The sequence below is a fragment of the Paucibacter sp. Y2R2-4 genome, assembly GCF_025717535.1.
Classification (GTDB): Bacteria; Pseudomonadota; Gammaproteobacteria; order Burkholderiales; family Burkholderiaceae_C; genus Paucibacter_A.
Window position 1 is genome coordinate 715,756 of the sequence record NZ_JAJIRO010000001.1, and the last position, 13,291, is coordinate 729,046.

11 protein-coding genes are annotated in these 13,291 nt (G+C 63.3%); 7 read left to right on the forward strand and 4 right to left on the reverse strand.

All coding sequences use genetic code 11. The features are described from left to right. Positions 1–202: 202 nt before the first annotated feature. Positions 203–2,164 carry an acetate--CoA ligase gene (gene acs, locus LNV06_RS03095; RefSeq protein ID WP_263536764.1) on the reverse strand — a complete coding sequence of 654 codons (1,962 nt, stop codon included), beginning with the start codon at positions 2,162–2,164 and terminating at the stop codon, positions 203–205. A gap of 210 nt (positions 2,165–2,374) precedes the next feature. Here acs and LNV06_RS03100 point away from each other — a divergent pair, with 210 nt between their 5' ends. Then, the gene (locus LNV06_RS03100; protein ID WP_263536765.1) at positions 2,375–3,013 is read left to right on the forward strand and encodes a TIGR00645 family protein; all 639 of its coding nucleotides are present in this window, start codon (positions 2,375–2,377) and stop codon (positions 3,011–3,013) included. Positions 3,014–3,031: 18 nt separating this feature from the next. Here LNV06_RS03100 and nhaA read toward each other — a convergent pair whose 3' ends face one another. Then, positions 3,032–4,204, reverse strand: coding sequence for a Na+/H+ antiporter NhaA (gene nhaA, locus LNV06_RS03105; protein WP_263536766.1), 1,173 nt, complete (start codon positions 4,202–4,204; stop codon positions 3,032–3,034). A 106-nt stretch (positions 4,205–4,310) separates the two neighbouring features. Between nhaA and LNV06_RS03110 the strand changes: the two genes are divergently transcribed. The 3 genes from LNV06_RS03110 to LNV06_RS03120 all read left to right on the forward strand — a co-directional run bounded on the left by LNV06_RS03110 (position 4,311) and on the right by LNV06_RS03120 (position 6,815). Then, the gene (locus tag LNV06_RS03110; protein WP_263536767.1) at positions 4,311–5,861 is read left to right on the forward strand and encodes a fumarate hydratase; all 1,551 of its coding nucleotides are present in this window, start codon (positions 4,311–4,313) and stop codon (positions 5,859–5,861) included. Between the two features lie 7 nt (positions 5,862–5,868). Beyond that, positions 5,869–6,414 (forward strand): cysteine hydrolase family protein, encoded by a 546-nt coding sequence (locus LNV06_RS03115; RefSeq protein ID WP_263536768.1) that lies wholly within the window; start codon positions 5,869–5,871, stop codon positions 6,412–6,414. Positions 6,415–6,608: 194 nt separating this feature from the next. Beyond that, positions 6,609–6,815 carry a hypothetical protein gene (locus LNV06_RS03120; protein WP_263536769.1) on the forward strand — a complete coding sequence of 69 codons (207 nt, stop codon included), beginning with the start codon at positions 6,609–6,611 and terminating at the stop codon, positions 6,813–6,815. 4 nt (positions 6,816–6,819) lie between these two features. Here the strand turns inward: LNV06_RS03120 and LNV06_RS03125 are convergent, their stop codons facing one another. Continuing rightward, complete coding sequence (locus tag LNV06_RS03125; RefSeq protein ID WP_263536770.1) at positions 6,820–8,109, reverse strand: mechanosensitive ion channel family protein; 1,290 nt, start codon at positions 8,107–8,109, stop codon at positions 6,820–6,822. A gap of 79 nt (positions 8,110–8,188) precedes the next feature. Beyond that, positions 8,189–9,124: a histone deacetylase family protein gene (locus LNV06_RS03130; RefSeq protein WP_263536771.1), complete on the reverse strand. Its 936-nt coding sequence runs from the start codon at positions 9,122–9,124 to the stop codon at positions 8,189–8,191. Between the two features lie 126 nt (positions 9,125–9,250). Between LNV06_RS03130 and LNV06_RS03135 the strand changes: the two genes are divergently transcribed. Genes LNV06_RS03135 through LNV06_RS03145 form a run of 3 tightly spaced genes read left to right on the forward strand, consistent with a single transcriptional unit; the run spans position 9,251 to position 13,277 of the window. Further along, complete coding sequence (locus LNV06_RS03135; RefSeq protein WP_263536772.1) at positions 9,251–10,189, forward strand: AAA family ATPase; 939 nt, start codon at positions 9,251–9,253, stop codon at positions 10,187–10,189. An 11-nt stretch (positions 10,190–10,200) separates the two neighbouring features. After that, on the forward strand, positions 10,201–11,181 hold the full coding sequence (locus LNV06_RS03140) for a DUF58 domain-containing protein (protein ID WP_263536773.1): 981 nt from the start codon (positions 10,201–10,203) through the stop codon (positions 11,179–11,181). Continuing rightward, positions 11,178–13,277 (forward strand): transglutaminase TgpA family protein, encoded by a 2,100-nt coding sequence (locus LNV06_RS03145; protein ID WP_263536774.1) that lies wholly within the window; start codon positions 11,178–11,180, stop codon positions 13,275–13,277. Before LNV06_RS03140 ends, LNV06_RS03145 begins: the two co-directional genes overlap by 4 nt. Positions 13,278–13,291: the final 14 nt, after the last annotated feature.

Below are 13,291 nucleotides of genomic sequence, written 5' to 3' on the forward strand. Positions count from 1 at the left end.
GATATGAGTGATCCCCAACCCAGCCACGCGCCCCAGGCGCTGAGGCTTGCGGGTGCAGGCCTCTCCTGAATCTTTGGCTTCCGACAACTGGTCCAGGATGGCTGGGTTTTGGTGAGCCCATCACGCAGCGGAGCTGCATGAGTGCTCACCGAACCCGGCAAACGCCTGCGGCGCTGATCGCCGCTTTGCGTCGCTCACTCGATCAATTGGCTTCCGACAATTGATCGAGGATGGCTGGGTTTTCCAGCGTGCTGGTGTCTTGGGTGACGGCTTCGCCCTTGGCGACCGAGCGCAGCAAGCGGCGCATGATCTTGCCGGAGCGGGTCTTGGGCAAGTTGTCGCCGAAACGGATGTCCTTGGGCTTGGCAATCGGCCCGATTTCCTTCGCCACCCAGTCACGCAATTGCTTGGCAATCGCCTTGGCCTCGTCGCCGGTCGGGCGTGGGCGCTTCAGCACCACGAAGGCGCAGATGGCTTCGCCGGTGGTGTCATCGGGGCGACCCACCACCGCGGCTTCGGCCACCAGCTCGGTGCAGCTGACCAGGGCGGACTCGATTTCCATCGTGCCCATGCGGTGCCCCGACACATTCAGCACATCGTCGATGCGGCCGGTGATGGTGAAGTAACCCGTTTCCGCATCGCGGATGGCACCGTCGCCGGCGAGGTAGTAACCCTTCAACTCCTCGGGGTAGTAGCTCTTCTTGAAGCGCTCCGGGTCGCCGTAAATGGTGCGAATCATCGAAGGCCAGGGCTTCTTGACCACCAAGATGCCGCCTTGACCGTTGGGCACATCATTGCCCATTTCGTCCACGATGGCGGTGGTGATGCCCGGGAAGGGCAAGGTGCAAGAGCCCGGCACCAGCGGCGTGGCACCCGGCAGCGGCGTGATCATGTGGCCGCCGGTTTCGGTCTGCCAGAAGGTATCCACAATCGGGCAACGGCCGCCGCCGACATGCTTGTGGTACCACTCCCAGGCGGCCGGGTTGATGGGTTCGCCCACCGAGCCCAGCAGGCGCAGGCTGCTCAGGTCCGAACGGTCCGGATGGACGGCTTCATTGCCTTCAGCCGCCTTGATCAAGGAGCGAATCGCCGTCGGTGCGGTATAGAAAATCGTGACCTTGTGCTTTTCAATGGTCTTCCAGAAGCGACCTGCATCTGGATAGGTGGGCACACCTTCAAAGACGATCTCGGTGCCGCCCAGGGCCAAGGGCCCATAGGTGATGTAGCTGTGGCCGGTCACCCAGCCGATGTCGGCGGTGCACCAGAAGACATCGTTGTCCTTCAGGTCAAAGGTCCATTTGGTGGTCAGCGCCGCATGCAGCAAATAGCCACCGGTGGAGTGCTGCACGCCCTTGGGCTTGCCGGTGGAACCCGAGGTGTAGAGCAAGAAGAGTGGATGCTCGGCCTCGACCCACTCGGGCTCGCAAGTCGTGCCGACCTTGGCCAGTTCTTCATGCAGCCAATGGTCACGACCCTCGACCCAGCCGATCTTGCCGCCAGTGCGCTGGTAGACGATCACGTCCTTCAACGTCGGGCAGCTGCCGCCTTCCAGCGCTTCGTCGACGATGGCCTTCAGGGGCAAGGCCTTGCCGCCGCGCAGTTGTTCGTCGGCGGTGATGATGGCCACGGCGCCGGCGTCCTGCACCCGGTCGCGCAGTGATTGGGCCGAGAAGCCACCGAACACCACCGAGTGAATCGCCCCGATGCGGGCGCAGGCCTGCATGGCCGCCACGCCTTCGATCGACATCGACATATAGATAACAACGCGGTCGCCCTTCTTCACGCCGCGGGCCTTCAGCACATTGGCCAGCTGCGACACGCGCGCGAGCAACTCGCTGTAAGTGACCTGGGTCACCGCGCCATCGTCGGCTTCAAAAATCAGCGCGACCTTGTCGCCCAAGCCGCGTTCGACATTGCGGTCCAGGCAGTTGTAGGACACATTCAGGCGGCCATCTTCAAACCATTTGAAGAACGGCGCTTCGCTGTCGTTCAGCACCTTGGTGAACGGCGTCTGCCAAGTCACGAACTCGCGCGCCAGACGGGCCCAGTAGGCTTGGTAATCGGCTTCCGATTCGGCCACCAGGGCGTTGTAGCCCGCCATGCCCTTGACGTTGGCTTGTGCCTGCCATTCGGGGCTGGGCAGATAGAGTTCGTTCTGGCTCATGATGTGTTTCCTCTGACGGGAGCAATATAGAAACGCGGGACTGACAAACGCAGCACTTCCTCGCTAATGTGCGTCCCGTCTCTGACGAAGCGCTTACTCTAGCCTCGTAACTCGACGTACCCCGGGAAGGCCCTAGGTGCTCAGGCCCCTAGAATCCGGCATCCGCCCGGATGGGCCCTGACTTCGCCTGCAGTTCTAGAGAGAAACCCTATGAGCCTTCCCACTCCCAGTCAGCGCAGAATGCGCCCCCTGCCCTCGCTGATCTTCGCCAGCCGCTGGCTGCAGCTGCCGCTCTACCTGGGCCTGATCCTGGCACAAGCGGTCTATGTGTTTCAGTTCTGGACCGAGTTGGTCCATTTGATCGAAGCTGCCTTTGGCAATAGCGAGGCGCTGAACCTGCTGGTCAAGAGCATTGGCTACAAAGCTACGGCCATCAAGGACGCGAACGGACTGGTGATCGGCTTCGAGCCGATTGCCAAGCTCAACGAAACCATCCTGATGTTGGTGGTGCTAGGTCTGATCGACGTGGTCATGATCTCCAACCTCTTGATCATGGTGATCGTCGGCGGCTACGAAACCTTTGTCTCGCGCATGGATCTGGACGGCCACCCCGACCAGCCCGAGTGGCTCAGCCATGTGAACGCCTCGGTGCTGAAGGTCAAGCTGGCCACCGCCATCATTGGCATCTCATCGATCCATCTGCTCAAGACCTTCATCAATGCGGACAACTACACCGAGAAGACCTTGATGTGGCAGACGCTGATTCATGTGGCCTTCTTGTTCTCGGCGCTGGCGATTGCCTACACCGACAAGCTGCTGTCCAGCACCCATCACGACGACAAGCACTGAACGCAGTCTGTTTGCGGCTCAGTGAGGTCGAGCGCGCGCCAAGATCAAGGCGCCCAGCACGCCCGACAAGACCGAGCCGCACAGTACGCCCAACTTGACCCGGGTTTCGAAACTCGGGTCCAAGCCTTCAAAGGCCAGGCCGCCGATGAACAAACTCATCGTGAAGCCAATGCCGCACAAGACGGCAACGCCGAAGAACTGAGTCCAGCTGGCCCCCTTGGGCCGCTCGGCCAGATCGGCCTTGATCAGCAGCCAAGAGCTGCCAAACACGCCGATGGCCTTGCCCAGCAGCAGGCCCAGGCCAATGCCCAGCGGCAACGGCTCCAGCAAGGCGGCCGGGGTCAGACCTTGCAGTGACACCCCCGCATTGGCAAAAGCAAACATCGGCAAGACCAAAAAGGCCACCCAGGGGTGCAGGCCATGCTCGAGCTGCTCCAGCGGCGAGTGGGGCTCACCGGCGACCTTGTCGATGGGGATGAAAAATGCCGTGGCCACGCCGGCCAGCGTGGCATGCACGCCGGACTTCAGCACGCACAACCACATCAGCAGACCCACCAGGATGTAGACATCGGCCCGGCGCACGCCGGCCCGGTTCAGCGTGGCCAGCACCAGCAGGCACAGGCCCGCGCCCAGCAACATGGGCAGCGAGAGCTGATGGGTATAGAACAGCGCGATCACGACGATGGCGCCCAAGTCATCAATGATGGCCACTGCGGTCAAAAACACCTTCAGCGAAGCCGGCACCCGCGAGCCCAAGAGCATCACGATGCCGATGGCAAAGGCAATATCGGTGGCCGCCGGAATGGCCCAGCCACGCAGGGCCTGCGCATCACCCCAGTTGATGGCTGAGTAAATCAACGCGGGCACCACCATGCCGCCCAGCGCGGCCACGGCCGGCAGAATCGCTTGGCGCCGGCTGGCCAACTCGCCCGTCATGATCTCGCGTTTGATCTCAAGCCCGACCAGGAAGAAGAAAACCGCCATCCACAAATCATTGACCCAGACCACCAGCGGCTTGGCCAAGACCAAGGCATCACCACCAATACGCAGCTCGCCCTGAATGCGGGTGAAGGCCTCATACAGCGGGCTCCAGGCCGAATTGCTGAAGACCAGGGCCAAAACAGCCGCCAAGGCCAGCACAATTCCGCCAGCCGATTCGCTGGCAAAAAACTTCTTCAATCCGGGTGTCATCGGCTTTCCTCCTCGGCCTTTTGTAAACTGGCGGCAGTTTCTCAGAGTTTTCCCCTGCTTCCCCACGGCATCTTTCCCCCCTCTCTCCTCGAATGGGCCCCACACCATGAGTTCAGCTACCACCGACATCCGCTACGCCGATCTGGTCGAAAGCGTTGCCGCCGCTCTGCAGTACATCAGCTACTACCACCCGGCCGACTACATCGCCCACCTGGCCCGTGCCTATGAGCGCGAACAAAGTGCCGCCGCCAAAGACGCGATTGCGCAAATCTTGACCAACTCGAAGATGTGCGCCGAAGGCCGTCGCCCGATCTGCCAGGACACCGGCATCGTCAATGTCTTCCTCAAGGTCGGCATGAATGTGCGCTTCGCAGACTTCCCCGGCTCGCTGGAAGACGCGGTCAACGAAGGCGTGCGCCGCGCCTACAACAACGCCGACAACAAGCTGCGCGCTTCGGTGCTGAACGACCCGATCTTTGAGCGCAAGAACACCAAGGACAACACACCGGCCGTCATCAGCGTGTCCATCGTGCCGGGCAACACCGTGGACGTGATGGTGGCCGCCAAGGGCGGTGGCTCCGAGAACAAGAGCAAGTTCGTGATGATGAATCCCAGCGACAACCTGGTCGACTGGGTGCTCAAGACGGTGCCGCTGATGGGCGCCGGCTGGTGCCCACCGGGCATGCTGGGCATTGGCGTCGGCGGCACCGCCGAGAAGGCCATGCTGATGGCCAAAGAGTCGCTGATGGAAGACATCGATATGTACGAGCTGCTGGAACGCGGCCCGCAGAACAAGCTCGAAGAGCTGCGTATCGAGCTCTACGAGAAGGTGAATGCCCTGGGCATTGGCGCCCAAGGCCTGGGCGGCCTGACCACGGTGCTGGACATCAAGATCAAGACCTACCCCACCCACGCGGCCAGCAAGCCTGTGGCCATGATCCCCAACTGCGCCGCCACCCGCCACGGCCACTTTGTGCTGGACGGCTCCGGCCCGGCCTTCATGACCCCGCCCAGCCTGGACCTCTGGCCCGATGTGAAGTGGGCGCCCGACTACAACAAGAGCAAGCGCGTGGATCTGAACGCCTTGACCAAGGAAGAAGTCGCCAGTTGGAAGCCGGGCGACACCTTGCTCTTGAACGGCAAGATGCTCACCGGCCGCGACGCCGCTCACAAGCGCATTGCCGACATGCTGGCCAAGGGCGAGAAGTTGCCGGTGGACTTCACCAACCGCGTGATCTATTACGTCGGCCCGGTCGATCCGGTGCGCGACGAAGTGGTCGGCCCCGCCGGCCCCACCACCGCCACCCGGATGGACGGCTTCACCCGCATGATGCTGGAAAAGACCGGCCTGATCGCCATGGTCGGCAAGGCCGAGCGTGGCCCGGTCGCCATTGAAGCCATCAAGGACAACAAGAGCGCCTACCTGATGGCCGTCGGCGGCGCCGCCTATTTGGTGTCCAAGGCCATCAAGGCCGCACCGGTGGTTGGCTTTGCCGATCTGGGCATGGAAGCGATCTACGAGTTCGACGTGGTCGACATGCCGGTGACCGTGGCGGTCGACGCCGGCGGCACCAGCGCCCACATCACCGGCCCCGCCGACTGGCAGCAGCGCATTGCCAGCGGTGCAGCCAAGGCCATCCCGGTCAAGGCAGTCTGAGATGAGCATGGCGAAGGACAAAACCGCTCTGCTGATCATCGATGTGCAGCGCGGTCTGTTCGACGCCGAGCCGCGCCCTTTTGAGGCTGAGGCCGTGGTTCAGCGCATCAATGCGCTGGCCGATCGGGCGCGCGCGGCAGCTTCGCCGGTCATCTTCATCCAGCATGAACGTGAAGCCAGCGCCTTGCAATTCGGCAGCGAGGGCTGGCAGCTGGAGCGTGGCTTGATCGTCCAGCCGCAAGATCAGGTGTCGCGCAAAACCACGCCCGACTCCTTCTTGCGCACCGACCTGCAAGAACTGCTGGAGCGCCAACAGGTAAAGCATGTGGTGATTTGCGGTTATGCCAGCGAGTTTTGTGTGGACACCAGCACCCGGCGCGCTGCGGCTTTGGGCTATGAGGTGACCTTGGCCGCAGACGCCCACACCACCCATGACAAGGCCCATGCCACGGCCGCGCAGATCCGGGCGCACCACAACGCCACCCTGCCCGGCATCACCAGCTTTGGGCCCAGCATCCGCGCTGAGCGCGCCGAGGACATCGCGTTCGCTTGACGGATGAATGGCGTGCCAGGGTTTCCCCGGCATGACCAAGGACACCCCCCGCTTCAAGCGGCTAGCGCCCGACACCCAGGCCCTCCACAATCGCGGCCAGGGAGGCGCAAGAAAAAAGTTGGGCGCAAAAGAATCCAGGACTTCGACACGAAGCCCGTCTCCCGAATCAAAGAGAAGCGATGAGGGAGCGGGTTATGTGGGTTTCGAAGTATTGGTACGAAAAGCTGCCGATGATTTATGCCGTCATGGCGCTACTTTGCTTGGCATTGCTGGGTCGGCCAGGCGCCTTCAGCGCCACGCTGTTCATGGCCGCTGCGGCGCTGACCGCTTGGTGGCGCTACAGCTACCGCTACGAGGAAGCCGGCAAGTCTGGCTCGGCCCACAGCTCCAGCCGACGCTGAACGCTCAAGCCTGCTGCGCAAGGCCTTGTTGCGGCACGGCCTGATGCAGCACCCGCTGCGGGAAGGGAATCTCCACGCCCAAACGGTTCAGGCTGCGCAATAGCGCAAGATTCACTTCCGAGCGCACGCCGCCCTGGCCATTGTGCGGATCATTGATCCAGAAGTTGATCGACAACTCCAGGCCGTCGGCGGCAAAGTTGCTCAACAAAACCGAGGGTGCGGGGTCTTGCAGAACCCGAACCACCGATTGCACGGTCGACACCAACTCGGGGATCAAGGCATCCAAATCGGTGCCGTAAGCCACTTGCACCACGGTGTTGATCAAGACCTGAGGGTCGGCCAGCGAAGAGTTTTCCACCCGCTGCGTCATCAGCAATTCGTTCGGCACGATGGACTCGCGGCCATTGAGCGCGCGAATCACCGTGTAGCGCGTGGTGATGTCGCTGATGCGCCCCTCAAAGTTATCGACCTTGACCATATCGCCAATGCGCAGCGAACGCTCGGCCAAGATCACAAAGCCTGACACATAGTTGGCCGCCAGCTTCTGCAGGCCCAAACCAATGCCCACGCCGACCGCACCGCCCATCACGCCCAGGGCCGTCAAATCGATACCGGCCACCGATAGAGCCACCAGCAAGCCGACAAAAAGCAAAAGCACTCGCGCTGCATTGGCAGCAATCTTGCGTAATGACAGATCCATCACCGTGCCGCGCATCAGCCGAGCTTCCACCACCGAGGAAAGCCACAAGACCAAAACCATCACGACCACGGCGCTGAAGGAGCCCTCGACCAGATTGCGCAAGGTGACGCGGCTGGCGCCCAGCTTGAAGCTCACCGCATCCATCTCTTCCATGAGCCAAGGCAGGATGCCAGTCACCCACAAAATGGAACCGCCCCAGGCCAGCCAAGATACGGTGCGCTCGATCAAACGCACCAGGGCGGATTTGGGCATGGCGACCGTCAACACCTGAACCGTCAGCCGAATCATCACCAAAGAGAACAAGACCGGCACCGCCAGCTTGAACACCGCGGGCGAGACCCCGAAGCTGGGCAAAAGCTTGCGTGCCAACACGGCGAGCAAAGCCGCCAGCACCGGGAACAAGACCCCATCCACCACACGGCGGCCAAAGAGAATGGATTTTTCTTGGGTTGGCACATGGCGATGAATCACCCGCACCACCAGCCAGGACAGCGCCAGACAGGCCAGCAAGACGGCCAAGCCCATCAAGGCGGCGGGTGACACCAAGGCGGCCAGCAGCTCCCGCAGTTCAGCAAAGTCAAAAGGCTTGTTCATCGATCAAGAGCACACAAAAAACACACAAAAAGAAGCTCGGCCCAGCGCTTTTTACGCCGCGACCGAAGTGCAGCAAAACTCAAATGCCGGCCAGCACCCGCAGATGCACGCCCACGCTGCGCGCCAGCGCGTCCAGGTGGTAGCCGCCCTCCAGGCAGGACACGATGCGGCCCTTGGCGTGGCGCGCCGCCACATCCATGATGCGCATCGTCATCCACTCATAGTCCGCCTCGACCAGGCCCAACTGGCCTAAATCGTCATCCCGGTGGGCATCAAAACCGGCCGAGATGAAGATCATCTCGGGCTTGAAGCGCTCCAGCGCCGGCATCCACATGGCCTCGATGATCTCGCGGATCTCCGGCCCCTTGGTATAGGCTGGGATGGGCACATTGACCATGTTCTCGCCCTTGGGCACCGCGCCGTTGTAGGGGTAGAGCGGATGCTGGAACAGGCTCACCATCAAGATGCGGTCGTCGCCGGCAATGATGTCCTCGGTGCCATTGCCGTGGTGCACATCAAAGTCCACGATGGCCACGCGCTTGAGGCCACGGTCATCCAGCGCATGGCGCGCCGCCACCGCCACATTGTTAAAGAAGCAAAAGCCCATGCTCTGGTCACGGGTGGCATGGTGGCCCGGCGGGCGCACCGCGCAAAAAGCATTCTCGGCACCGCCATCCAAGACCAAATCAGTGGCCTGCACTGCCGCACCCGCCGCGCGCAAGGCCGCCGACCAGGTGTGGGGGTTGGCGACGGTGTCGGGGTCCACCGCCCGGGTATCGCCGCGCTCGGCGCAGCCGCGTAGCAATTCGCTGATTTCGGCCACATAACCATGGGTATGCGCACGCTCAATCGCCGCCATGTCGACGCGCGGTGCCTCATGCCGGTCCAGCGCCAGGTCGATGCCGGTGGCCAGCAACCAGTCCTCGATCGCGTCCAAGCGCTGTGGGCATTCGGGATGGCCGGGACCCATATCGTGCCGGTGGCAGTCGGGGTGGCTGAAATAGGCTGTAGACATAGTTCTTAGGGTCGGCAGGGTCAATGCAGCAAAGGCCCCACGCTGTCTCTCGTTCTTGATCAAATGCCGTCAGACGCGCCTTTGTTCAAAGGATCGCGCTGACCCGCATCACCCTAAGATGGTCCTATGACGCCACATTCCACGCAGCAAATCTCGGCACAACTGACGGCTCTGCAACAGCAGGTTAGCACGATCATCAAGGGCAAAGCAGCGCAGATCGCTGACTGCGTGGCCTGCCTGATTGCCGGCGGCCATCTCTTGATTGAAGACCTGCCCGGCGTGGGCAAAACCACGCTGGCCCATGCGCTGTCCATCTCCATGGGCTTGAAGTTCTCGCGCCTGCAGTTCACCTCGGACCTGATGCCCTCGGACCTGATCGGCGTCAGCATTTACGAGCGCGAGCGCGGTGACTTTGTCTTCCACCCCGGGCCGGTATTCGCCCAGGTCTTGCTGGCAGACGAGATCAACCGCGCCGGCCCCAAGTCTCAAAGCGCACTGCTGGAGGCCATGGAAGAAAACCAGGTCAGCGTGGACGGGGTCAGCCACCCGCTGCCCCAGCCTTTTTTCGTCATCGCCACCCAAAACCCCAGCGAGCAGTTGGGCACCTATCCGCTGCCCGAGTCGCAGCTGGACCGCTTTTTGATGTGCATCTCGCTGGGCTACCCCGACCAGGCGGCCGAGCGTGAGTTGCTCAGCGGCCAAGACAGCCGCGCGGCCCTGCGTGAACTGAAGCCGCTGATGAACCCCGCCGCCCTGCTGGCGGCGCAAGACGCAGTGCGCGGCATTCATGCCTCGCCGGCGCTCTTGGACTACCTGCAAGCCCTGATCGCCGCAACCCGCTCGGGCCAATGGTTTGCCGAAGGCCTCAGCCCGCGCGCCGGCCTGGGCGTGCTGCGTGCCGCGCGGGCGCGTGCCCTGCTGCAAGGGCGCGACTTTGTTTCGCCGGATGATATTCAGGCCATCCTGCCGCAAACCATCGCCCACCGCCTGCGCCCCAAGGCCGGCGCCGGCCGCGGCCCACGCGAGCAAGTGCGCGCCATGGTCGAAGCGATCGCCCTGCCCTGATTCAGCGCTTCATGAAGGCGATACAGGCCCGCTGGCAAGCCTGGTGGACATCGCGCCACCCGCGCAGCGACTCCCATTTGATGGGCCAGCGCAATATCTACATCGTGCCCAGCCGGCCGGGTCTGGCTTTTTGCGCCACGCTGCTGGTGCTGCTGCTCGCCTCCATCAACGATCAGCTGAGCCTGGGCTTTATGTTGACCTTTCTGCTGACCGGCGCCGGCCTGGCATCGATGCACAGCACCCACGGCAATTTGCGCGGCCTGAGCCTCGATCTGAAGCCACCCGCCGCCGTTTTCAAAGGTGAAGACGTGCAACTGGAACTGCGCCTGCACAACACCGGCGCCGCCCGCTTTGGCATTGGCGTGCATGTGCTCGGGCAGCCGCTGTCCGAAGTCGCCTGGACCGATGTGCCAGCGCTGGGCCATGCGCTGCTGCAGGTGCGCTACCCCGCCAATCAGCGCGGCCAGCATGCGCTACCAGTGCTGCAAATCATCACCCGATTTCCGCTGGGCCTTTTCAGAGCCTGGAGCATTTGGCGGCCGGCCAGCCAGGTTTGGGTCTACCCACAGCCGGAGCAGCCAGCGCCGCCCTTCCCCGCCCAAACCGCAGAGGCCGGTGAAGACAGCAACACCCGCCCCGCCCTGGCCCGCAGCGCGCAACAAGGCCAAGACTTCGAGGGCGTGCGCGCCTACCGACGCGGCGACTCCATGCGCCAAGTCTTGTGGAAAAAAGCCGCGCTGAGCCTGGAGCAAGGCGGCAACCTTTGGGTGCGCGAGACCCAAGCGCCGGTGGCGCGCACGCTCTGGCTGGACCGCCGCGAATGCGCCGGCATCGCCGACGAGGCCCAGCTCTCGCGCCTGTGTGCCTGGGTCTTGGCGGCCGAACAATTGCAAGTGCCCTATGGCCTGCGTTTGGGCGCTCAGGAAATAGCGCCTGAGCTGGACGGCATGCATCGCCAGGTCTGCCTGGAACTGCTGAGTCGGGCGCCATGACGGACAGCACCCAATCAAACACCCGGCCCAAAGTCTGGCCCAAGCTGAGCCAACTCGGCCGCGAAAGCCGCGACACCTTGTTCCTGCTGGCCACCATCGCCGCCATCGTGGCACCGCATGGTGGACACCTGCCGCTCTGGGCCAGCGCCATCACCGCCCTGATGCTGGCCTGGCGCGGCTGGCTGGCCTGGCGCTCTGAGCCGCTACCGGGTCGCTGGGTGCTGGTGGCCGTCTTGCTGGTCGGCGCCAGCCTGACCTGGATCACCCACCGCACCCTGATGGGACGAGAGGCCGGCATCACCCTCTTGGTGATGCTGATGGCCTTGAAGACGCTGGAACTGCGCGCGCGCCGCGATGCCTTTGTGGTCTTCTTCCTCGGCTTCTTTTTGGTGCTGACGAATTTTCTCTACTCACAGTCGCTGTTCACCGCGCTGTGGACGCTCTTGAGTGTCTGGGCCTTGCTCAGCGCGGTGGTGTTGGCGCAAATGCCAGTGGGCCAGCCCAGCCTGGCCCTGGCCGCCAAGCAAGCGGCGCGCACCACGCTGTATGGCTTGCCGGTGATGGTGCTTTTGTTTGTGCTGTTCCCTCGCATCGGCCCGCTCTGGGGCGTACCGGCCGATTCGGTGGGTCGCACCGGCCTGTCCAATCGCATGGACTTCGGCGCCATGTCCGAGATTGCCAATGACGACAGCATCGCCATGCGCCTGCGCTTTCAAGGCCCGCCGCCGCCGCCGCAGTCCCGCTATTTCCGCGGCCCGGTACTGGCCCAGTTTGATGGCAAGACCTGGCGCCCCAGCCCGCTGCTCTGGCCCGGCCGCCCGGATCCACTGCGAACCCAGGGCGAGGCCTTGAGCTACGAACTGACGCTGGAGCCACTGCGCATCAGCGTGCTGCCGCTGCTGGAGATGAGCCCCGAGCCCGCCGGAGCCGAGTTGCTGCTGGACGGCCTGAAAGTGCGCCGTTCGCCCGAGTTGCAATGGACCGCGGAGCGCCCCATCACCGAGCGACTGCGCCTGAACACACGCGCCTACAGCCGCTATCACCACGGCCCGCTGACTCAATCCGGGCAGACCGCCTTGGTGCTGCAAAACTATTTGGACTTGCCGCCCGGCTTCAACCCGCGCACGCTGGCCTGGGCCGCTGATCTTCGCCGCCAGCCTCGCTTCAGCGCACTGGATGAAAGCCAGCTCGCGCCGGCTCTGGCGCAGGCGGTCATGCAGCACATCGCCAGCGCCGACTTCATCTACACCCTGGCGCCTGGCCGTTATGGCGAGGTCACTCCGCATGTGATTGACGAATTCTGGTTCGATCGCCGACTCGGTTTTTGCGAGCATTTCTCCGCTGCCTTTGTGGTGGTGATGCGGGCCATGGGTGTGCCGGCGCGCATCGTCACCGGCTTTCAAGGCATGGACCCGCAGCCACAAGACGACTACTGGATCGTGCGCAACAGCAATGCCCATGCCTGGGCCGAGTACTGGTCGCCCCAACAAGGCTGGCAACGTGCCGACCCCACGGCCGCGATTGCACCCGAACGCATTCAGCAAGGACTGGCGCTGCGGCCCGCGCCCGGCGCCTTCGCAGGGGCACTCGGCCAACTCAATCCCACGCTGTGGCTGAGCTTGCGGCGCGCCTGGGAGACCCTGGACAACCGCTGGCAGCAAAGCGTCTTGAACTACTCGCGCCAGAGCCAGTTTGAGTTGCTGAAAAACGCCGGTTTTCAGTCGCCCGACTGGCAGCTCTTGGGTCAGGTCAGCGCGGTGCTGATCGGCCTGATCGCCATCTTGGGCGCCGCCTGGTCGGCCTGGCAACAAAGACCCCACGACGCCTGGAGCCGCCAGCGCGCGCGCATTCTGGCGGATCTGCGCCGCTTGGGCGTGAACGAGGCCGCCGCGCACCAAGGTCCAGCGCACTGGGCCAGTTTGCTGCAGCAGCGCCATGGCCAAGCGGCCTTGCCGGCCGCCTTGTTGCTGCAGCAATTGGAGCGGTCGCGCTATGCGCCGGGCGCCGACCAAGGCCTCAGTTATGCCGAGCGGCGACGCTGGTGGCGAGAATTCCGTGCGGCAGGCCGTATGCTGCGCGGCAAGCTCCCTCAGTGATCGTGTCGATGCCT